Source organism: Rhodococcus mengyinensis, from assembly GCF_048381435.1.
GTDB lineage: Bacteria > Actinomycetota > Actinomycetes > Mycobacteriales > Mycobacteriaceae > Rhodococcus_F > Rhodococcus_F opacus_D.
Genome location: NZ_JBLWIT010000091.1, coordinates 48,260 through 68,980 on the forward strand (window position 1 = coordinate 48,260; position 20,721 = coordinate 68,980).

Here is a 20,721-nt window from a genome sequence, read left to right on the forward strand (position 1 = left end):
TGAAAAATCAAGCAGTCAAACACAACCCGAACACGACAAATATGACCCGAAACTCGCCTACTCCGCTACCTAGTCGTGCGCCTGCTCCACGACCCAGGCCGCGACCTGTGTCCGGGAGGTGAAACCGAGTTTGGCCAGAATGTGCTCCACGTGCCCTTGCGCGGTGCGGGGTGAGATCACCAGGCGGTCGGCAATGGCCTGATTGGTCAGGCCTTCGGCGATCAGGCCTGCGACTTGCCGTTCCCGCTTGGTCAGTCGTGGCGACCCATCGCCGGCGGGTGTGGAGGTGCCGGGCTGTCGCTCGAGGAGGGCGTAGGCGATTGCCGCATCGAAGTTCAGGCTTCGGCCCTTGCGGTGGGCCTCCTCGAATACTGCGCCTCCGAGCCGCTTCCGAGCTTGTAGGTCGCAGTTCTTTTGGTACACGAGAAGATTGGAATGTATGACCACGGCACTGCCCACCGATCGCGCCAATCCCTCCGCGGCTCCCATCAGCACTGCGGCCCGGGCAGCGTCGCGTCGCTCGCACGCGATCCAGGCCAGCGCTCCGAGGCAGGCTGCGGCGAAGCGGGGGCTGTGCACTTGCCGGGTCAGCTCCAGCGACTGGTCGAGAAGCCGGACCGCGCGATCGACGTCACCCTGCTGCCACACCGCAATTCCCAGGGCCCACAGCGAATGCGATCGATACACCTTCTCGCCGTGCATCTCTGTGATCGCGAGAACACGCTCGAGGCTTTCGACCGCCTGCTCCGTCGAGCCGGACAGTCCATAGGTCGTCCCCAACAGGTAGAGGGCACTGGTTTCGAGTGTGCGTTCTCCACGTTCGCGGAACTCTGCGAGCGCGGTGCCGAGGCGAGAGCGGGCCCGTTCGAGATCACCGTTGTAGAGCGCCAGCGTGCCGTCGGCGTCGGCGACGAGAGCGCGCATCATCGGGTCGCTCGTGCCCGCGGTGAGGGTCCGCGCCTCCGCCACGAGTGCGGCCCCGGACTCGAGATCCCCTTGTACGTCGGCCATCACGCTGGCGCAGTAGAGCGCCTTGATCCGGTCGACGGTCGGTTCGACGGGGTAACGAGCCAACAGGTGGTTCAGCCAGCGTCGACCCTCGTTGTAGAGGCCCTGCGACGTCCAGAACCAGCGGAGTGCGGCGGCGGTGCGCAGGCCGGCGGCGGGATCATCGTCGATGCCGAATTCGAGGGCCTCCCGCAGATTCGGCTGTTCCCGCTTCAGACGGGCGATCCACTCGAGCTGGCGGGCACTGATCCACTCGGCCTCCGCATCCAGCGCCAACGCCTCGTACCAGTCCCGGTGCCGGCGACGCAACGCCACAGCCTCACCGGTCTGCTCGAGTTTCTCGTAGCCGTATTCGCGGAGAGTCTCGAGCATCCGAAAGCGCACCACCGACCCGCGCTCCTCCCGGATCAGAATCGATTTCTCCACCAACGACGTCAGCGTGTCCAGCAACTCGCCCGGGTCGAGGTCGGCGCCGCACACCCGCTCCGCCGCGTCGAGTTCGAAGCTTCCCGCGAACACCGCCACCCGTCCGCACACCAGTTGTTCACCGGCGTTGCACAACTCGAAACTCCAGTCGATACACAACCGCAACGTCTGCTGCCGCGTCGGCGCACCCCGGCTGCCGCGGGTCAACAGGGCATAGCGGTCGGTGAGGCGCCCTAGGATCTGCTCGGGCGACATCGCCCGCAACCGGGCCGCCGCCAACTCGATCGGCAGCGGCAACCCGTCGAGCCGGTGACAGATCCCCGCCACCTCCACCGCATTGTCGTCGGTGAGCGCGAACCCCGGAACGGCAGCATTGGCGCGTTCGGTAAACAACGTCACCGCATCGTATTTGGGTAACCCGCGCAAGGAGGGCTTCCGTTCGGGATCGGGGACGGCCAGCGGGGGGACCCGCAGCACCGCTTCCCCGCCGATTCCCAGGGGTTCGCGGCTGGTGGCCAGCATCCGCAACCGCGGGCACACCCGCAGCAGGGGTCCGGCGAGTTCGGCGACCGCGTCCACCATGTGCTCGCAGTTGTCGAGGACCAACAACACCTCTCGCGGGGCGAGGAACTCGATCAGGACCTCCCGCAGCGGCCTCGCCGAGTGGTCCCGGACTCCCAGTGCGCCTGCGATGGAGTCGACCAGTGAAACCGCGTCGCGCAGTTCACCCAACTCGACCAGGCGCACACCGTCGGCGTACTCGCGCTGCACCGCCGACGCGACCCGCATCGCCAGCCGGGTCTTGCCGACACCCCCGATCCCGGTCAACGTCACCAGCCGAGACCCGGTCAGCAGGTTCTTCGCCTCGGTGAGCTCGTGTCGGCGGCCGACGAAACTGGTCAGTTCCAGGGGAAGGTTCCCCGTCGTGATGGGGCGGAGGCACCTGCGCGGCTCGGTCGCACTTCGGAACCCGGTCGCCGGTCGTTGCCCTGTGTATCGGGTTCGGCCCGAAGGGGCATCTCGTCGACCAGAAGGTCGTGGGCACGTTGCAGGGTTCGCAGTTCCTCTCCGAAGTCGGCGGCGGTAGCCGGTCGCTGGTCGGGCACGCGGGACATCGCGCGGGCGATCACCGCGGACACGTCGTCCGGGAGCCCCCGCTCGCGCAGGTCGGGCACCTCCTGTGTGGTGATCCGCAGGAACTGGGCGACGACCTGTTCGCCGCTGCGACGTTCGAACGCGGCATGGCCGGTGAGGGCACTGAACAGGGTGGCGCCCAGGCCGTAGACATCAGCTGCCGGACTGGGCGGTTCACCGCCGAGAACCTCCGGCGCGGTATACGCCGGAGACCCGGTTACGGCACCGGTCGCCGTCTCGAAACCACCGGAGATGTGCGCGATACCGAAATCGGCCAACTCCGGCTCGCCGTAATCGGTGAGCAGGATGTTCGCGGGTTTGACGTCGCGATGCAAGACACCCAGTCGGTGCGCCGACTCCAGAGCACCTGCGATCTTCACCCCGAGCCGCAACGCCTGGCCCAACGGCAGCGGACCGTGTCGGCGGATCCGCACGTCGAGCGAATCTTGCGGGTGGTACGGCATGACGGTGTAGGGACGGCCGCTGTCGGTGGCACCGACCTGCAGAATGTTGACGATGTTGGGATGCCCGGTCAGCCGCCCCATCGCCCGTTGCTCCCGGAAGAATCGGGCCCGGTTCTCCTCGTCGAGTTCGACGGTGAGCACCTTCACCGCCACCGTGCGATCCAGTTCCGCCTGCGTGCAGCGGTAGACCACGCCGAAACCGCCACGGCCGATCTCCTGAACATCAGCGAAACCAGCTCCACCGAGTTCGGCGGCCGGGGACGGCGGGTACCGCTGAGTGTCGAGCGGATCACCTTCACCCATCGGACGGTCTACTCACTCCGTCGGCTCATGGTGCCGCGCACTGGTCCCGACGGCACGACCAGCGCAAATACAACCGTGGACTCACCTCTCGAAGGCGTCCTCCCGAGGATATCGTCGAGCAGCACAGCGAAGGTACCCCGTCCTCGACAGGACTACCGGGTGGAGCCCCGCGCGACGAGTCGTCCGTGGAGGTGCCCCGGGGGGACCGGCCGGTCAGAGTTGTCGAGGCGGTTGACCAGCAGTGTGACGGCTACGCGGGCAAGGTGTTCGGGCTGCAGGTCCACCGAGGTGATGGGGGGAACGGCGGATCGGGTGTGTTCCGAGTCGGAGCCGCCGACGATCTGCACGTCGCCGGGAACGTCGAGTCCTCGTTCCCTGACCCGCGCGAGCACCCCGGCCGCGTGCCGGCCGGTGAGGCAGTACACCGCGTCGGGTGGGTCGCTCCGGTCGAACAGTTCGTCCGCGGCGGCGCGTCCGCCGGCCTCACCGGTGGTCTCGGGCCGGATGGCGACCAGAGCGTCCTGACCGCGCGGCGCTGCCCACGCGCGGTAGGCGGCCTCGGCGCCCAGGTTCCACGAATTGGGATCGGTTCCGGCAACGAGAGCCACTCGCGTCGCCCCCGCGTCCTCGAGGTGCCGCAGCACTCGGCCGGTCATAAGTTCGGTGTCGGTGTCGAGCCAGGCGTCGTACGCAGCCCTCGCCGGATCCTTGCCGACGGACAGGAACGGCACACCCTCCCCGAGGAGCATCTCGATGAGGGGGTCGTTCGTGACGGGTTCCGTGATCAGGAACCCGTCGCAGGCGAGGGCGGCGGCCGGCGACTCGTCGCGGGTCGGATCGGACACCAGCATGAGCCCGTATCCGAAATCCATCGCGGCCAGAGCCGCCGAACCCGCGAATCGCAAGAAGTAGTCGACGCCCTCGGGGAGAGACGAATCCAATGTCTCGAGTGGCCGGAGCACGAGGGCGAGCACGCCGAGACGGTTGCTTCGCAGGCTCCTCGCCACCACGTCCGGCCGGTAGCCGAGGGATTTTGCGACCGAGCGGACACGCTCGCGCGTCGCGGTGGCGACGACGCCCTTCCCGCTGAACGTGTGCGACACCGTCGTGGTCGACACCCCCGCGTGCCGAGCCACGTCGGCGATGGTCGGCCTCGATCGCTTCTCCGTCACGCACTCAGGCTACCAACAGCCCAACCTGCACCAAATCGATTTGTAAATTCGCTTTCGCGAGTCTTGTCCAAATCGATTTGGTTCCGTACGGTGACCGGGGTCACGCCAGATCGGCGATTGCGCCCACCAGCCGCACATCCGAGCTCATCTATCCGGAGGACCCCATGGCATCGACAAAAGCAGACCCGCGCGCGGTGACGCCCAGCGAAACACCGCCGGCCGATCGCGCCGGGCGGGTGGAGACACACGGCATCGACTTCATCCCCGACAGCGAACGGCACGGCCGCGCCCGGGACCTGTTCGCGGTGTGGGCGGCGCCCAATGTGAGCTACCTGGCCCTGGTCGTCGGCGGCGCACTGATCCTGATGGGCCTGTCCTTCTGGCAGGCGCTGGCGGTGATCGTGGTCGGCAACCTGTTCTCGATCCTCACCGGGATCGTCGCCGCCAGCGGACCCGCGTCGGGAACGCCCAGCGAGGTGATCACGCGGGCGATCTTCGGCATCCGCGGCAACCGGGTGAACATTCTCGTCACCAGCTGGTTCATCAGCGTCTGCTACCTGGCGCTGAACTGGGCGGCCGCGTCGTACACGGCCTTCCGGCTCGTCGAACGGTTCGGGATCGACGCGACCACCCCCGTCAAGGTCGTCGTCATCCTGGCGATCGCCGCCGTCACGCTGGCCATCGGCGTGTACGGGCACGCCACGATCGTGCGGCTCTACCAGCCGCTGGCCCTGGTGCTGACGTCGATCTTCGTGGTGATGGCCGGGTACGTCCTCGGTAACGCCGACTGGGGCTACCAGCCGGCGGAGGCACTCCACGGAATCGGCCTGTGGGCGACGGTGGCCGCGGGTGTGTCGATCGTGGCGTCGGCTCCGCTGTCCTACACCAACAGCGCGGACTTCGCCCGCTACCTGCCGGCGACCACCTCCCCGGTCTCCGTCGCCGTGTGGACGGCGCTGGGCGCGTTCGTCCCCAGCGTGCTGTTCACCGCGCTCGGCGCACTCGCCGGTACCGGACTCGACATGGCAGACCCGCAGATCGCGCTCGAGACCATCCTCCCGGCGTGGTTCACGCCGATCTTCCTGCTCGCCGTCATCGTCGGCACCATCGCCAACAACGCGATGACCGCCTACAGCTCCGGGCTCGCCCTGCAATCGGTCGGCCTGCGCCTGCGCCGCTCGCGCAGCGTCCTCCTCGACGGCTCGATGGGTGTGGCCATGACGCTGTACGCCCTGCTCGTCTCCAACTTCCTCGACACCGTCAGCAACATGATGCAGCTCGTCGTGACCGTGATGGGTCCCGTCATGGCCGTGTACGTCGCCGACGTCCTGTGGCGACGCAACCGCTACGACGGCCTCGAGCTCGGCAACGAAACCAGCAGCAGCCCCTACTGGTACAGCGGTGGGATCAACTGGGCGGGAACGGTCGCCGTCTTCACCGGCATCGCCGCGGCCGCGCTCTGCGTCGCCGCCCCGGTCTACACCGGTCCGATCGCGAACGCGGTCGGCGGCGTGGACCTGTCGCTGCCGGTCGGGTTGATCGTGTCCGCAGCACTGTACGTCGTGCTGATGCGTTCGTACCGAACCCGCTGATCGACTGTGATCGACCGGCACACAGCACTATTCACACCAGCAACACAACGAGGACGACGATGACCGAGACCAGTACCGACCACTCCCACGTCAGCGTGGACGACACCCGGCCGCGCGAACGCGGCATCGCCCGCGGCACGCAGCTGCGCACCGACCTACCCGCGTCCGTGGAACTGTATCTGCGCCTGTTCAACACGGTCGGCGTAATAGAGTCCCGCACCCGCGACAGCGCGCACCGCCTCGCGGATGTCCTGGCGGCGTGGGGACCCCGGTACCTCGACGAGATCGAGGGCATCGCTGCCGGCGCCGGGCTCGAGCCCTGGCACGTGATGGCATTGAACGGCCGGACGGAGATCCTGTCGCAGGCGACCGCCGCTCGCCCGGGCGAGTGCTCCACCATCGCCTACGCACCCGCGGATCGTCCGTCGGCGCCGTTCGGCGTCCAAACCTGGGACTGGCACGAGGAACTGGACCCGTACTGGCACACCCATCAGGTGCGCGGAACCCGCCACAGTTACGTGGGGCTGACCGAGCACGGCATCCTCGGCAAGATCGGGATGAACAGCGCGGGTCTCGGAGTCTTCTTCAACATCCTCGGCCACCGCGACGACGCACCGGCCGGGGTGCCCGTGCACGTCCTGTCGGCGGCGGTCCTCGGTGAAGCCGGAACCGTGGACGAAGCCCTCGAGTTGCTGCGCTCGGCACCGATCGCCACCTCGGGCGCACTGACCCTGATCGACGCCGACACCGTCGCGTGTGCCGAGGTCAGCCCCGTCGGCGTCGCGACGCTCCGCCCGAGCGACGGATTCCTGACGCACACCAATCACTTCCTCGACCCGGCCAACGCCGCCCGCGAGAAGACCGGTCTGTACGAGCCGGACTCGCAGGACCGCTACGGTCTGATCGCCTCCCGGCAGCAGCGGTACGCCGAGCCGGCCGTCGCCGATCACCTCGTCGAGTACCTGTACTCCGATCCGGGGCAGCCCCAGCTGTGCTGCGTCCCCGCCCCGGACGCCGTCTTCGGTCAGCGCTGGGCCACCCTCGCGACGGTGCTGCTCGAACCCGAGCACCGCCGTGCCCGCGTCCTCGCCGGCACACCGATCGACGCCCGCCGACGGTCGTGGACCACACTCGACGCCACCGAGCCTGCGTACGTCGTCGGCGGGTGACGCGGCGGCCTGTCCCGGGTACGTGAGCGGCAAAGCGTGTGCCCGCACTCTTTCCCACTCACCTGGGGTCAGGACACCAGATTCGCCGAGGCCCAGTCCATGTGCGTCTGAATCGCTGTGGCCGCTTCGTCGGCGTCGCCGGTTTCGATGGCGTCGACGATCGCGCTGTGGCGGCCGACGTCCATATTGCCGACGGCGCGGTCGAGGCCGGCGAACATGATCGACATCCGGATCGATCCTTCGAGGGAGATCCACGAGTGCAGGAGTGTGTCGTTGCCGGTGAGGGTGCACATGGTGCGGTGAAAGTTCAGGTCGGCCTCGATGCGGGCTTCGAGGACGGCGGTGTCCATGACGTCGAGGGCGGCGCGCAGTTCCGCGATGACGGTGGTGCGGTCGGCCAGGCCGGCGAGTTCCCGGACGGCCAGCGCCTCGAGTGCGGCGCGGACGGCGAAGATGTCGCGGATCTCCTTGGAATCGAGATGCCGGACGTACAGCCGGCCCCGCGCGCCTGCGGAGATCAATCCCTCCTGCTGGAGTTGCCGCATCGCCTCGCGGAGCGTGCCGCGGCTGATTTGCAGCATCTCGGACAGTTCGGTCTCCACGAGCGGGCTGCTCGGCGCGAGTTCCCCGCTGGTGATCGCGACCCTCAGGGCGGCGACGGCTTGCTGACGGAGACTGGTCTTCTCCAGCCCGAGCAGTGCGGCGGGTTGTCCGGCCATGGGTGCCTCCGTGGGGTCAGCGATCAACTGTCGACAGCAACCTGTTGACAGCAACCTGTTGACAGCCATCGTACGGCCCGCGCCGCCCGGCCTGCGGCGTGGGCCGTACGCGCTGGTCATGCCAGTTCGCCCAGAACCTTGGCGACGATCCGGTCGGTGCTCAGGCCGTACTTCTCGTGCAGGGTGGGCAGGGCACCGGCGTCGAGGAACTGGTCCGGGAGAGCGATCGGCACGATCCGCTTGCCGAGCCCGGCCGTGACGACGGCGGCGGCCACGGTCTCGAACAGGCCGCCGATCACGGTGTGGTTCTCCAGGGTGACCACGAGGCGGTCGGTGTTCACCTCCGCGAGGACGGTCTCTGCGTCGAACGGTTTGATCGTCGGCGTGTGTACGACCGCGACGTCGACGTTGTGCTCGGCGAGTCGGTCGGCGGCCTGCAGCGCGCGCATCGTCATCAGCCCACTGGTGACGAACACGACGTCGTTGCCGCCACGGAGCACCTTGGCCTTGCCGAGTTCGAACGTGTAGTCGTACTCGTCGAGCACGGTCGCGACCTTCCCCCGCAGCAGCCGCAGATAGGTGGGACCGTCGGAGGCGGCGAGCTGCGGGACGGCCTGTTCGATGTCGATCGAGTCGCACGGGTCGACGATGGTGAGGTTGGGGATGCCCCGGAAGATGGCCATGTCCTCGGTGGCCTGATGGCTGGGCCCGTAGCCGGTGGTCAGTCCTGGGAGGCCACCGATGATGTTGACGTTGAGGTTCGGTTCGGCGATGTCGAGGCACAGGAAGTCGTAGGCGCGGCGCGCGGCAAACACCGAATACGTGGATGCGAACGGCACCAGACCGGTCTCGGCCATCCCGGCGGCGGCTCCGAGCAGGAGCTGTTCGGCCATCCCCATCTGGAAGAACCGGTCGGGGAACTCCTGAGCGAAGATGTGCATGTCGGTGTACTTGGCGAGGTCGGCGGACAGGCCGACGATCTTGTCGTTCTCCCGGGCAGCCTTCACCAGCGCGTGCCCGAACGGTGCGGACGTGGTCTTCTGGCCGTCGTCGACGAACGAGGCGATCATGGCCGAGGTCTTGAGCTTCGGCTTGCTGGCGGTGGTCATGTCAGGCGTCCTTGTGGTCGAAGCCGGCGGTGAGTTGGTCGCGGCAGATCTGCCACTCGTGTTCGTCGATGCGCATGAAGTGCGCCTTCTCCCGGGACTCGAGCAGGGGCACACCCTTCCCGACGCGGGTGTCGCAGAGGATAATCGACGGTTTGCCGTCGGATTCGGCGGCGGCGTTGTCGAACGCGCGCACCAGTGCGGTGACGTCGTTGCCGTCGACGCGTTCGACGTGCCACCCGCAGGCCGCCCACTTGTCGTGCACGGGTTCGGTGCTCAGGACCGTGGAGGTCGCACCGTCGGCTTGGAGGGCGTTGATGTCGACCATCGCGGTGAGATTGCCGAGCTGGTGGTGGTGGGCGCCCATCGCCGCCTCCCACGTCGAACCCTCGTCGAGTTCGCCGTCGGACAGGAAGTTGAAGACGCGGGCGGTGGAGTGCTGGTGACGCAGCCCGAGGGCCATCCCGACCGCGATGGTCAGGCCGTGGCCGAGGGAGCCGCCGGAGATTTCCATGCCGGGGGTGTACGTGGACATTGCCGACATCGGGAGGCGGGAGTCGTCGGAGCCGTAGGTTTCCAGTTCGCTGCGGTCGATGATTCCGGCCTCGGCGAGTGCGGCGTAGAGGCCGATGGCGTAGTGGCCGGTGGACAGCAGGAACCGGTCCCGGCCCTCCCATGCGGGATCGTCGGCGCGGTAGCGCAGTTGGTCGGCGTAGACGGTGGCGAAGATGTCGGCGGCTCCGAGCGCCTGCCCGACATATCCCTGGCCCTGTTCCTCACCCATGTCGATGACGTTGTGCCGCATGCGGTAGGCGAACTGTTCGACGTTCGCGATGCGCGACGCGTCACTGGTCGTGTCTTCGGCCGCGGTGGTTGCGGTTGTGGTGGTCACAGGAGTTCCTTTTCCTTGCGGATCGTGGGCGTGGTGCCGGTGGACGTCGGCGCGTCGGTGCTTTTGGAATCGGTGCGCGCCGCAGCCTCGGCGGCGAGGCGCCGTTCGGTGGGTCCCCAGGTCTCCCTGGTGATCAACGCCGCCCACAGTCCGATCAGGGCGTACGTGCTGAACAGCAGCGCCGGACCCCACCAGCCGAAGGAGACGAACAGCAGCGTGGTGACGAAGGGGGTGAAGCCGGAGACCATCGCCGAGATCTGGTAGGCGAGGGACGCTCCCGAGGCTCGGCGCGAGGCGTCGAACAGTTCGGGGAACCACGCTCCCTGCGCTCCCGCCATCGAGTTCTGGCAGACCGCGTAGGCGATCACGATGGTGGCGATGACCAGGATGAACAGACCGGTGTTGACCAGAAGGAACATCGGGATTCCGAACAGTGCCGCGAAGGCGCAGGACGCGATGTAGACGGGTCGTCGTCCGATACGGTCGGTGAGGCGGGCCCAGGCGACGGTGGCGAAGACGCCGATTGCGGACGCGATGCACAGGGCGACAAGGGTTTCGGACTTCCCGGCGAGACCCTGGTTGTGCAGGTAGGAGATCATGTAGGTGATCGACACCGCGTAACCGGCCGTCTCGGCGACTCGAAGACCGATGCCGCGCAGAATGTTTCGCCAGTCGTACTTGATGGATTCGAGTACCGGGGATTTGACGATGTCGCCCTCGTTCTTGACGTCCTCGAAGACCGGGGACTCGGGCACCTTCGACCTGATGACCAGGCCGACCATCACCAGGACGATGCTGGCGAGGAACGGTACCCGCCAGGCCCAGTCGCCGCCGAGGTGCACGCTGAACAGGAACACCAGATTCGCCAGCAGCAGCCCGACGGGGAAGCCGGCCTGCACGATGCCGGTGAACTTGCCCTTGGACTTCCAGGGGGCGTGCTCGTAGCTCATCAGGATCGCACCGCCCCACTCGGCTCCGAACGCGAGGCCCTGGACGACGCGGACGAGGACCAGCAGCACCGGCGCGATGAGCCCCACCTGTGAATAGGTGGGCAGCAGGCCGATCGCGAAGGTCGCGAGACCCATCGCGATCAGTGATGCCACCAGCACGGGCTTGCGGCCCAGCTTGTCCCCGAGATGTCCGCCGAGCACCCCGCCGAGCGGGCGCGCAGCAAAGCCGACACCCAGCGTCGCGAACGCGGCGAGTGTTCCGGTGACCGGGTCGGCGCCCGGGAAGAAGGCGGTACCGAAGTACAGCGCGGCGGCCGTGCCGAAGCCGATGAAGTCGTACGTCTCGATCACGGCCCCCACCGAGGAGCCGATTGCTACGCGCTTGGCGTCCTTCGTGCCATGGACGGGACCTCGCATCCTGAGTGTTTCGGTACTCATGGGGACTCCTCTTCGGGCTGCCGGTTTCTACGATTGCCGCCGATTTGTTGACTGTCAACAGTGCGGTTCCAACAGTGTGATCCGAGCCACGTCCATATGTCAACCGTTACCCGCCGACGGTTGACTGTTAACAGTCGATCGGCTTACTGTGGTGGCAGTCACCTACCGCGTCGTCGACCTCCCTGCTCTCCACCGCATCGGACGGGACGCGCGATTCCAGCAACACGAGGAGCGATCATGTCGTCCATTCAGCGCACCGCCGTCATCACCGGCGCCACCTCCGAGCGCGGGATCGGTCTCGCCACCGCCCGCCGCTACGCCGAAGAGGGCTGGGCGATCGTCGTTCTCGACCTCGACGGAGAGAAGTCCGCGAAGGTCGCCGCCGAGATCGGGAACGAGTTCGGTGTCCCGGCCTTCGGTCACGACATCGACGTCGCCGACGAGAACTCGGTCCAGCGGGCACACGACGCCGTCGCCGCCGAAGTCGCCGGCGGCAACCTCCCCGCCGTGGGTGCGCTCGCGAACATCGCCGGCATCACCTCGCCGGTGCCCTTCCTCGAGACCACGCTGGAACTGTGGAACAAGGTGATGGCGGTCAACGCCACCGGCACCTACCTCGTCACCCGCGCATTCCTGCCGGCCATGATCGACAACGGCTGGGGGCGTGTGGTGAACATGTCCTCCGTCTCCGCCCAGCGGGGTGGCGGCGTCTTCGGGAAGGTGCCCTACTCGTCCGCCAAGGCCGCGGTCCTCGGTTTCACCAAGTCACTCGCACGAGAACTCGGCGACAGCGGAGTCACCGTCAACGCCGTCACCCCCGGTGCGGTCGACACCAGCATCCGCGTGGGCAGCACCGCCGAACAGGAAGCCGCACTCTGCCGCGACATCCCCCTCGGCCGGGTCGCGACCACCACCGAGGTCGCCGCCGTCATCACCTTCCTGTCCTCGCAGGACGCCGCGTACCTCACCGGCACCACCGTCGACATCAACGGCGGCAGCCACCTGCACTGAGTCGGTGCAGCCACAGCGGTGGACGGTACCCACCGTCCACCGCCCGAATCCCCCGGGACACCCGATGATCGACCACACGACACTTCACGACGACCTACCCCCAACCGCCGCCGAACGCTGGGGATGGCGATACCGCGCCCACTGCCGCACCACCGAACCCTCCGCCTTCTTCGCACCGGACGGCGAACGACGCGGCGCCCGGATCAGGCGCGAACGACGCGCCAAACAGATCTGCGACGGGTGCGTCGTCACCCGGCAATGCCGCGCACACGCAACCGAACACCGCGAGACCCACGGAATCTGGGGAGGCACCACGGAAACTGACCGGCGCCGAGCCGGCCGGGCGCGATAGGTTCGAAAAAGATTCCGGCGAGTGTGTCGATTCATGTCACTCCCCGTTCGACCTGAGGATGAGAAGGTCCAAGAGGGACCTCGACATCCAAGGAGACGGAACCATGAAGTACATGCTGATCATGCGCGCCACCGACGAGACCTTCGCGGCGTTCCAGGACGTTGACTTCACCGAGATCATGGAGGCGATGGGCAAGTTCAACGACGAGATGATCCGCGCCGGCGTGCTGCTCGCGGCCGAGGGTCTGGACCCCGACCCCGAATCGGGTGTGGTGGTCGACTACTCCTCGGAGACACCTGTGGTGACCGACGGCCCCTATGGCGAGACGAAGGAGTTGTTCGGCGGCTTCTGGATGCTCAACGTCGCGTCGAAGGAGGAGGCCGTCGAGTGGGCCAAGCGCGCCCCGATGGCTGGTCCCGGTTCCAAGGCGGAGATCCGCCGGGTCGCGACGATCGACGAGTTCCCGCAGGACAACGTGTGGATCCAGAAGGAGCGGGCGTGGCGCGAAGCGACCGGTCAGCTCTGAGCGGGTCGACGGCGGACGGCCACACCGGGCGTGAGGCCGTCGCCGCCGTCTGGCGGATCGAGTCGGCACGGATCGTCGGTGCGCTCGCGCGGTACACCGGCGATTTCGCGCTGGCCGAGGACCTCGCCCAGGAGGCGCTGGCCGAGGCACTCGTGAGCTGGCCACGCGACGGGATCCCCCACAACCCCGCGGGATGGTTGCTCACCGTCGGCCGCCGCCGCGCGATCGACGCGTTCCGTCGGCGCTCCGCCCTCGACGAGAGGTACGCCGTCCTCGCTCACGACCTGGGCGAGGGCGGCGCCGTCTCGGGCAGCGGTCCCGCCGATCCGGCCCGGGGCACCGGGGACGTGCTGTGGGATCCGGACCAGATCGACGACGACATGCTGGCGTTGATGTTCATCTCCTGCCACCCCGTGCTGTCGCGGGAGGCGAGGGTCGCGCTCACCCTGCGGGTGGTCGGCGGTCTGACGAGCGACGAGATCGCGAAGGTGTTCCTCGTCCCGACCGCGACCGTGCAGGCCCGGATCACCCGGGCGAAGAAGACCCTCGGGGCGGCCCGGGTGCCGTTCGAAGTGCCGCCCGCCGCAGAGCGGACCGGGCGACTCGGCTCGGTGCTCAGCGTGATCTACCTGATCTTCACCGAAGGGTCCTCGGCCAGCTCCGGTGACGACCTGATCCGCCTCGACCTCGCGAGCGAAGCGCAGCGCCTCGCTCGGGTGCTGACCCGGCTGGTGCCCGACGAGCCCGAGGTGCACGGTCTGCTGGCGCTGCTCGAACTGACCGCGGCACGGTTCCCGGCCCGCACGGGGGCGGACGGCGAACCGGTGCTGCTCGAGGACCAGGACCGTCGCCGCTGGGACCGCACCGCGATCCGCCGGGGACGCGCCGCCCTCGCCCGCGCGGAACAGGTCGGCCGCGGGCTGGGCGCCTACGGCCTGCAGGCGGCGATCGCCGAATGCCATGCCGTCGCGCCGTCCGTCGACGCGACGAACTGGGAGCGGATCGTCCTCATCTACGAGGCACTCGGCCGGCTCGCACCGTCACCGGTGGTCGACCTCAACCGGGCGGTGGCGGTGTCCATGGCCCAGGGACCGGCCGCAGCGCTGCCGATCGTGGACGAGCTAATGGCCGCCCGGGCGCTGTCGAACTCGCACCTGCTGCCGAGCGTTCGCGGCGAACTGCTCACCCGCCTGGGACGCACCGACGAGGCGCGCACCGAATTCGAGGCGGCCGTGCGGTTGTGCGGCAACGAGCGCGAGCGGACGGTGCTGGGACGTAAGCTCGCCGACCTGCGCTGACCCCGACCGGTGAGCGATCAGAGTGCGTCCAGGCGAGCCTTCAGCAGGCAGAACTCATTGCCTTCGGGGTCGGCCAGGACATGCCACTGCTCCTGCCCTGTCTGGCCGATGTCGGCCCGGCGCGCACCGAGCTTCAGAAGGCGGTCGAGCTCGGCGTCCTGATCGCGGTCGGTGGCGTTGACGTCGATGTGCAGCCGGGATTTCCCCTGCTCCGGCTCATCCCTGCGGCTGAGGATGATCGTCGGCTGCGGACCGCCGAACCCTTCGCGCGGCCCGATCTCCACCGAGCCGTCGTCCTCGCGATCGAGCACGACGAAGTCCAGGACCTCGCACCAGAACCGCGCCAGCAGCTCAGGGTCGCGGCAACCGAGCACGAGTTCACTGATACGACATGCCATGACGAAACCTGCTCTCAGCCCGGGAACTGCCGGGAGCCCACACACGAACCTCATGGGCTCCCAGCGGTGAAGACAATCCCGCGATCGTACCGGGCAGTGCTGCCGGCCATCCAGTGAAAAAACTGGATTCGAGACCGACCTAGACGGGTGAGCCGACAGTGGCGTGACGGTACGTCGTCGTCTCGAAGTCCAGGTAGCCGCCGAACGACACGGGGTCGGCGAACGGCAGGACCTGGGTGGCCCAGTACCCGGCGATTCCGTTGCGGCGATCGATCCAGTAGTACGAGTTGGCGAGCCCGGCCCACCCGAGCGACCCCCGGGGCCGGCCGGTGGGCGCGTCCTCTTCGTTCACCATGAACGTGTACGCCCACGACTTACGCTGTCCGGGAAAGAATTCGGCGTCGTTGGTGAGGGCCGGTATTACGGCAGGCAGCATCCCGACCTCTTGTCCCTCGAGGCCGTTGCACACGGCGGCCTGCACCGTGTCGGCCCGCAGCACTCGGCCACCTGGGGCGTCTCCGTCGTTCAGCCACATCCGCAGGAACTTCAGGTAGTCGCCCACCGTGGAGTAGAGGCCGTGCCCGCCCATGTCGATCTCGGGGGCCTGCGGCAGCACCAGATCCAAGGGAGTGAGCCGGCCGTCCTCCTCGCGCTGGTGGATGGTCGCGCGCCGGGCAGCCATCGATCCGGTCAGCGTGAAAGCTGTGTCGTGCATGCCGAGGGGCGCGAACACCCGGTCGGCCATCACCTCGCCGAGCCGCTTGCCGCGGATCGCCTCGACCACCTGGCCGGCCCAGTCGATGTTCGTCCCGTACTGCCACTTCTCGCCCGGATCGAAGAGCAACGGCGTGGTCAGCGACGCCCGGGTCGCGGTGATCACGCCGGGTTGATCGTGCTCCACCCCCAACCGGTTGTAGGTCTCGTCGAAGAAGTCGTATCCGAACCCGGCGGTGTGCAACAACAGCATCCGGGTGGTGATGTCCCGCTTCGGTGCTCTCAGCACCGGATCGCCGTGGGCGTCGAATCCCTCGATGACCTGAATGTCACGGAGTTCCGGAACGTATTCGCGGGCGGGCGCGTCGAGGTCGAGCAGACCCTCTTCGACGCACTGCAGCACGGTGGTCCCGGTGATCGCCTTGGTGGTGGAGAAGATCGCGAATACGGTGTCGGCGGTCATCGGCTCGCCGTCGGCCAGGGACCGCACCCCGGCGGCACCCTCGAACACCGTGCGGTCGCGATCGGTCACCATCGCCACCACTCCGGGCACCCTCGGCGCACCTTCCTCGGTCACGCTGTCGAGAACCTTGCCGAGCGCGGCGTTGAGATCGGACATCCCACTCTCCTGTCGTGTCTGTGGTCACTGATGGAACGTGACGCTATGACCGGGCGGAGGGTGGCGACGTCTCAGTTCGGCACGGCACGTCTCGGTTCGGCACCTGCTGATGGCGCCGGGATCTTGGTCAGCAGTTCGTGGGTGGCCTGGGCGATGTCGGGGTCGATACCGAGGGCGCGGAGCATGGCTGCCGCGGCGTCCATTTCGTCGGCGCGGCGCCTGGCGTGGCGACGCGTTCCGTCGACGACGCGGGCAATCGTGGCGGCGTCGGCCCGGGTCAATTCGTCGGCGATATTGGTGGTGAGCCATTCTTCGAGGCCGAGCGCGCGACCCGCGGTGAGGGCTTCGACGATGGCCGCGGACATGCCCTTGTAGAAGATGCTGCGCAGCAGTTTTCGTTCCGCGGCCGCACCCGCCGGTGCGTCGAGGATGTCGACGGATGCCCCGTGACGGGTGAGGATTTCCGCGGCCCGGTGTGCGTCGCGACCGCTCGCCATCAGCGGGGTGCGGAGTCCGCGGCCGGGGACCGGAGCGATGATCGCCACGTCGACGAAACCGAGTCCGCGTCGCGCGGCGTGAGCATCGAGGGTGCGTTTGAGGTCGGGCGCGGCGGTGTTCATGTCCACCCAGACGGCATCGGCACTCATTGCGGGGCTTCCCCGTTCGAGTGCGGCCTTTGCGGCGCGCGCGTTGTTCACGCTGAGGACGAGGTCGGCGGTGTCGACGGCCTCGGCCTCGGACCGGCACGCGACGGCACCGTCCGGTGCGGCGACTGCGGGGTCGAAGGCACGAACGGTGGCGCCGGCGGCGATCAGATCGCGCGCGAATGCACCGCCTGCCTCGCCGAGTCCGAGGACGGCGATCGTCGTCTGCTGGGTCATCGGTTCCTCTTTCCTGGGTGGATCTGGTGCCATGTGCGATCCCGGCGACGACGGGTCGGTACAATATCGGTAACAATTTTGGTGATGATCTGAGCGGAGATAGCCCGATGCCGGTGAAGGAAGCTCGCGAGCACAGCACGGATCAGGCTGCGGTCACCGACCTGATACGCACAGCGATCCTCGACGGGGATTTCGCGCCCAACCAGCGCATGGTCGAGGCAGACCTGTGTGCGCAGTACGACGCCAGTCGCAGCGCGGTCCGGGCGGCCCTGCACGAACTCACCGCCCAGGGCCTCGTCGAGCGGATCCAGAACCGCGGCGCCCGCGTGCGGTCGGTGTCGCTGGACGAGGCGGTCGAGATCACCGAGGTACGGATGGTCGTCGAAGGACTGTGCGCGGCGAAGGCGGCCCAGAAGATCACCGACGCGGAGATCGAGGAACTCACCGCCCTGCGCGAGGAATTGACGACGTCGGTCTCGGCCGGAGACGTGTTCGGGTATTCGCGGGCGAACCAGTTGTTGCACAAACGCGTTCGGGAGATCAGTGCGCAGCACTCGGCCGACGAGATCCTCGAGCGCCTGCGTGGCCAGCTGGTGCGACACCAGTTCAAGCTGTCGATGCACCCCGGCCGGATGTCGGTCTCGCTGCCCGAGCACGTCGCGATCATCGACGCGGTCTGCGCGCGCGACCCGGAGCGGGCGGAGGCAGCCATGCGGCACCACCTGGCGAGCGTGACCACCGCGCTCGAGGACGTCGCCGAAGCCCGGCAGGGATGACCGCACGCGGGCATTCACAAGGAGACCCGTTCGCGCACTGAACTCGTCGTCGCACGCGACCCGACGCGGTCCGTCACGAAGACCACCACCAGCGCTGCCACCGCGAGCAGGGCGGCAACCGCGAAGGCCCCGAACCCCCACCGTGGAGTCCCGGAAGCGACGAGCACGCCGCCCAGCCAGGGGCCGAAGACAGCGCCGAACCGGCCGATCCCCGACGTGAGCCCGACGGCGGTGGCCCGGAAGTCGGCCTCGCTGTGCGCGGCGGCGCCGGCGTAGACCATGGTCTGGGCGCTGAACAACCACACACCGGTCGCGAAGACCACGGCGTAGGTCGCGGCGAGCGGCATCTGCACCGACAGCGCCGCGATACCGATCGCGGTCAACGCGAACCACACGAGCGCGGTCGGGATCGGTCCGACCCGGTCGGCCACCTGCCCGGCGATCAGCATGCCCGCGATGCCACCGAGATTGATCACCAGCAGGAAGCTCAACGCCGAGCCGAGTTCGTACCCGGTCGACCGCATCATGACCGGCAGCCAGGTGGCCACCCCGTACACCAGCAGCAGCCCGGCGAACGACGCCGTCCACAACGCCGGGGTGGTGATCGCACGGGATCCGGCGAAGAGCAGGCGGATCCGGTGCGCAGTCGTCGACGACGCCCCGCCCGTGCCGGTCGGGGCCGTCACGAAGTCCGCGACCGCCACACCTCGACTGCGAGCGAGCGCTTCGGCATCGGCGACGCGGCCGCGAGCGAGCAGGTACCCCATCGATTCGGGGAGGAACTTCAGCATGAGCGGCACGGCGAGTATCAGCGGTAGGCCACCGAGCAGGAACAGGAAGCGCCATCCGCGGCTCTCCAGGAAAAGCATGCTCAGTCCCGGAGCGAGGATGCCACCGGCCTGATGGGCGGTCATCAGCGACGCGACCATCAGGTTCGCCCTGCCGCGCGGGGCGTACTCCATGACCATCGAGATGGCGGTGGGGATGAGCCCGCCGAGGCCGAGGCCGGCCACACCCCGCGCCGCTGCGAAGACCTCGACAGAGGGGGCGACCGCGCAGGCAAGTGACGCGATCGAGAACAACGCGACGCCCGCGACGATCGCGGTGCGCCGGCCGAGCCGGTCGGCGATCGGTCCGGCAGCCAGCGCGCCGATCAGCATGCCGAGGGTCGCGACGCTGCCCACGGCGCCGGCGGCTCCGGGGCTCATTCCGAGGGTCGGGTCGGCGAGCATGCGCGGCAACACCGCACCGTAGACGAAGGTGTCGAGCCCGTCGCACAGGATGGCGAACCAACACAGGGCCAGCACCGTGAGAGCGAGGCGGGTCCGGGCGTGCTCGGACCCGGTGTGGTCGATGGTCATGGGCACTCCAGATGATTGTGGGGCTTCAGCCCTGGTCATGCCGTGGTGGGTGCTGTCGGTACCTCCACGGGCGGATCGGTGAGCCGGGCCTGCCGGGTCCTGGGTCCGAAGACGGCCAGAGCGAGCGCACCGACCAGCCAGCTTCCGGCGATGAAGTAGAAGACGCTTTGATACCCGGTGCCGGTGTACAGCGCGGCGATGACGAGCGGACCGACGGCGTTCGACAGACGTCCGAGCCCGTAGGAGACACCAGTGCCCAACGACCGGGTCCGAGTGTCGAACAGTTCCGGGGAGTAGGCGTAGGCCACTGCGGTGTACCCGCGCTCGAAGAAGTTCACGAGGAAGCCGAACACCACGATCATGATCGGGTTGAACGTCAGCCCGTAGAAGAGGCCGCAGATCGCGATCACCACACCGAATGCGACGAGGCACCACTTGCGTTCGACGCGGTCGGTGACCTGTGCGGCGAGGAAGCAGCCCAGCGGCGCACCGACCGTCGTCAGCGCGACGTAGAAGATCGACTTCTCCACGCTGAGGCCCTCCTGCGCCAACAGGGTGGGCGCCCAACTGGAGTAGCCGAAGAAGCCGACGGTCTGGGTCACCCACATGACCGAGAGCAGGACCGTGGGAACCAGGTACCTCTTCTGCAGGAGCAGCCGCAGCGGAGCCTTGGTCTGCTTGGTCGCCACCGCGATCGGGGCGGCAGGATCGGGCAGCGGGCCCTTCTCCGCGGCGACGCGGGATTCGATCTCGCTCAGAACGGCGTCGGCCTTCTCGTACTGCCCCTTGCTCTCGTACCAGCGGGGCGATTCCTTCAGGTGCCGGGTGAAGAGGAGGAAGAGGATGCCGAGACTGCCCCACAGGTAGACCAGCCGCCACGACCAGTCGGTGAGCGGAACGACCGCGGCGGCAACGAGGTTGGTGACCGGCGTGCCGCAGATGCCGATGACGATGGCGTAGGCCTGGTACTTCCCGCGAACGGCGGCGGGGTAGATCTCGTTGACGTAGATGACCGCCACCACGGTCATCGCCGACAGCCCCGCCGAGGTGAGAACCCGCAGTACGCCGAGGGACACGATGTCCCAGGAGAACACCGACGCGAACGAGAAGACGGCGAACCACAGGGTGGTGATGGCCAACGCGTTCTTACGGCCCCAGCGGTCGGCGATCCAGCCACCGATGAGGGAGCCGAAGAACATGCCGACGAAGGACAGGGAGGTCACGTAGGCGACCTGGTTGACGGTGACCCCCCACAGCTTGACGAGTTTGGGGACGGTGGTGGCGAACGTGTTGATGTCCGCGAACTCGAAGAAGTAGGCGAACGAGACGGCCACCAGGGTGATCTTGTGGAACCGCGAAATCGGCAGGCGGTCCAGCCGATTCGCTGCGTTGGAATGCTGCACGGGACAATC

General features: G+C 67.9%; 17 protein-coding genes and 1 pseudogene. 7 read left to right on the plus strand and 11 right to left on the minus strand.

The window, feature by feature from the left end; translation table 11 throughout:
• Positions 1-69: 69 nt before the first annotated feature.
• Positions 70-3,335 (minus strand): annotated as a pseudogene (locus tag ACNJ7E_RS16970) (protein kinase domain-containing protein).
• Between the two features lie 152 nt (positions 3,336-3,487).
• Positions 3,488-4,507, minus strand: a complete 1,020-nt coding sequence (locus ACNJ7E_RS16975) for a LacI family DNA-binding transcriptional regulator (RefSeq protein ID WP_280782768.1) — start codon at positions 4,505-4,507, stop codon at positions 3,488-3,490.
• A gap of 164 nt (positions 4,508-4,671) precedes the next feature.
• On the opposite strand from ACNJ7E_RS16975, the gene ACNJ7E_RS16980 reads away from it, so the two are divergent.
• Both ACNJ7E_RS16980 and ACNJ7E_RS16985 read left to right on the plus strand, forming a co-directional pair.
• Entirely contained in the window at positions 4,672-6,099 is a 1,428-nt protein-coding gene (locus ACNJ7E_RS16980) for a purine-cytosine permease family protein (RefSeq protein ID WP_280782769.1), read from the plus strand.
• A gap of 59 nt (positions 6,100-6,158) precedes the next feature.
• Entirely contained in the window at positions 6,159-7,268 is a 1,110-nt protein-coding gene (locus tag ACNJ7E_RS16985) for a C45 family autoproteolytic acyltransferase/hydrolase (RefSeq protein WP_418340489.1), read from the plus strand.
• Between the two features lie 68 nt (positions 7,269-7,336).
• On the opposite strand, the gene ACNJ7E_RS16990 is transcribed toward ACNJ7E_RS16985, so the two are convergent.
• The 4 genes from ACNJ7E_RS16990 to ACNJ7E_RS17005 form a co-directional block, all read right to left on the minus strand.
• On the minus strand, positions 7,337-7,987 hold the full coding sequence (locus tag ACNJ7E_RS16990) for a GntR family transcriptional regulator (protein ID WP_280782771.1): 651 nt from the start codon (positions 7,985-7,987) through the stop codon (positions 7,337-7,339).
• Between the two features lie 116 nt (positions 7,988-8,103).
• A complete protein-coding gene (locus ACNJ7E_RS16995) occupies positions 8,104-9,096 on the minus strand; it encodes a transketolase family protein (RefSeq protein ID WP_280782772.1) in 993 nt (330 codons plus the stop codon).
• 1 nt (position 9,097) lies between these two features.
• On the minus strand, positions 9,098-9,985 hold the full coding sequence (locus ACNJ7E_RS17000; protein ID WP_280782773.1) for a transketolase: 888 nt from the start codon (positions 9,983-9,985) through the stop codon (positions 9,098-9,100).
• On the minus strand, positions 9,982-11,373 hold the full coding sequence (locus tag ACNJ7E_RS17005) for an MFS transporter (RefSeq protein WP_280782774.1): 1,392 nt from the start codon (positions 11,371-11,373) through the stop codon (positions 9,982-9,984). The genes ACNJ7E_RS17000 and ACNJ7E_RS17005 overlap by 4 nt, the downstream gene beginning before the upstream one ends.
• Positions 11,374-11,610: 237 nt before the next feature.
• On the opposite strand from ACNJ7E_RS17005, the gene ACNJ7E_RS17010 reads away from it, so the two are divergent.
• The 4 genes from ACNJ7E_RS17010 (at position 11,611) to ACNJ7E_RS17025 (ending at position 14,560) form a co-directional block, all read left to right on the plus strand.
• Complete coding sequence (locus ACNJ7E_RS17010) at positions 11,611-12,384, plus strand: SDR family NAD(P)-dependent oxidoreductase (RefSeq protein ID WP_280782775.1); 774 nt, start codon at positions 11,611-11,613, stop codon at positions 12,382-12,384.
• 64 nt (positions 12,385-12,448) lie between these two features.
• The gene (locus ACNJ7E_RS17015) at positions 12,449-12,736 is read left to right on the plus strand and encodes a WhiB family transcriptional regulator (RefSeq protein WP_280782776.1); all 288 of its coding nucleotides are present in this window, start codon (positions 12,449-12,451) and stop codon (positions 12,734-12,736) included.
• Positions 12,737-12,839: 103 nt separating this feature from the next.
• Positions 12,840-13,262 (plus strand): YciI family protein, encoded by a 423-nt coding sequence (locus tag ACNJ7E_RS17020; protein WP_037236036.1) that lies wholly within the window; start codon positions 12,840-12,842, stop codon positions 13,260-13,262.
• Positions 13,235-14,560 carry an RNA polymerase sigma factor gene (locus ACNJ7E_RS17025; RefSeq protein WP_418340490.1) on the plus strand — a complete coding sequence of 442 codons (1,326 nt, stop codon included), beginning with the start codon at positions 13,235-13,237 and terminating at the stop codon, positions 14,558-14,560. The genes ACNJ7E_RS17020 and ACNJ7E_RS17025 overlap by 28 nt, the downstream gene beginning before the upstream one ends.
• Before the next feature lie 17 nt (positions 14,561-14,577).
• Here ACNJ7E_RS17025 and ACNJ7E_RS17030 read toward each other — a convergent pair whose 3' ends face one another.
• The 3 genes from ACNJ7E_RS17030 to ACNJ7E_RS17040 all read right to left on the minus strand — a co-directional run bounded on the left by ACNJ7E_RS17030 (position 14,578) and on the right by ACNJ7E_RS17040 (position 17,172).
• Positions 14,578-14,958: a VOC family protein gene (locus tag ACNJ7E_RS17030; RefSeq protein WP_418340491.1), complete on the minus strand. Its 381-nt coding sequence runs from the start codon at positions 14,956-14,958 to the stop codon at positions 14,578-14,580.
• A gap of 139 nt (positions 14,959-15,097) precedes the next feature.
• A complete protein-coding gene (gene acmB / locus ACNJ7E_RS17035; RefSeq protein WP_418340492.1) occupies positions 15,098-16,291 on the minus strand; it encodes a methyl acetate hydrolase AcmB in 1,194 nt (397 codons plus the stop codon).
• A 71-nt stretch (positions 16,292-16,362) separates the two neighbouring features.
• Complete coding sequence (locus ACNJ7E_RS17040) at positions 16,363-17,172, minus strand: DUF1932 domain-containing protein (protein WP_418340493.1); 810 nt, start codon at positions 17,170-17,172, stop codon at positions 16,363-16,365.
• Positions 17,173-17,279: 107 nt separating this feature from the next.
• On the opposite strand from ACNJ7E_RS17040, the gene ACNJ7E_RS17045 reads away from it, so the two are divergent.
• Positions 17,280-17,948, plus strand: coding sequence for a GntR family transcriptional regulator (locus ACNJ7E_RS17045; RefSeq protein ID WP_280782781.1), 669 nt, complete (start codon positions 17,280-17,282; stop codon positions 17,946-17,948).
• A 14-nt stretch (positions 17,949-17,962) separates the two neighbouring features.
• Here the strand turns inward: ACNJ7E_RS17045 and ACNJ7E_RS17050 are convergent, their stop codons facing one another.
• Both ACNJ7E_RS17050 and ACNJ7E_RS17055 read right to left on the minus strand, forming a co-directional pair.
• Positions 17,963-19,309, minus strand: a complete 1,347-nt coding sequence (locus tag ACNJ7E_RS17050; protein ID WP_418340494.1) for an MFS transporter — start codon at positions 19,307-19,309, stop codon at positions 17,963-17,965.
• A gap of 35 nt (positions 19,310-19,344) precedes the next feature.
• Positions 19,345-20,712 (minus strand): MFS transporter, encoded by a 1,368-nt coding sequence (locus ACNJ7E_RS17055; RefSeq protein WP_280782783.1) that lies wholly within the window; start codon positions 20,710-20,712, stop codon positions 19,345-19,347.
• Positions 20,713-20,721 lie beyond the last annotated feature (9 nt).

Bases quoted from the DNA above. Each gene is read 5' to 3' on its own strand.
- ACNJ7E_RS16980 (WP_280782769.1), top strand. From the start codon at position 4,672: ATGGCATCGACAAAAGCAGACCCGCGCGCGGTGACGCCCAGCGAAACA.
- ACNJ7E_RS16985 (WP_418340489.1), top strand. From the start codon at position 6,159: ATGACCGAGACCAGTACCGACCACTCCCACGTCAGCGTGGACGACACC.
- ACNJ7E_RS16990 (WP_280782771.1), bottom strand. From the start codon at position 7,987: ATGGCCGGACAACCCGCCGCACTGCTCGGGCTGGAGAAGACCAGTCTC.
- ACNJ7E_RS16995 (WP_280782772.1), bottom strand. From the start codon at position 9,096: ATGACCACCGCCAGCAAGCCGAAGCTCAAGACCTCGGCCATGATCGCC.
- ACNJ7E_RS17005 (WP_280782774.1), bottom strand. From the start codon at position 11,373: ATGAGTACCGAAACACTCAGGATGCGAGGTCCCGTCCATGGCACGAAG.
- ACNJ7E_RS17010 (WP_280782775.1), top strand. From the start codon at position 11,611: ATGTCGTCCATTCAGCGCACCGCCGTCATCACCGGCGCCACCTCCGAG.
- ACNJ7E_RS17015 (WP_280782776.1), top strand. From the start codon at position 12,449: ATGATCGACCACACGACACTTCACGACGACCTACCCCCAACCGCCGCC.
- ACNJ7E_RS17020 (WP_037236036.1), top strand. From the start codon at position 12,840: ATGAAGTACATGCTGATCATGCGCGCCACCGACGAGACCTTCGCGGCG.
- ACNJ7E_RS17030 (WP_418340491.1), bottom strand. From the start codon at position 14,958: ATGGCATGTCGTATCAGTGAACTCGTGCTCGGTTGCCGCGACCCTGAG.
- acmB (WP_418340492.1), bottom strand. From the start codon at position 16,291: ATGTCCGATCTCAACGCCGCGCTCGGCAAGGTTCTCGACAGCGTGACC.
- ACNJ7E_RS17040 (WP_418340493.1), bottom strand. From the start codon at position 17,172: ATGACCCAGCAGACGACGATCGCCGTCCTCGGACTCGGCGAGGCAGGC.
- ACNJ7E_RS17045 (WP_280782781.1), top strand. From the start codon at position 17,280: ATGCCGGTGAAGGAAGCTCGCGAGCACAGCACGGATCAGGCTGCGGTC.
- ACNJ7E_RS17050 (WP_418340494.1), bottom strand. From the start codon at position 19,309: ATGACCATCGACCACACCGGGTCCGAGCACGCCCGGACCCGCCTCGCT.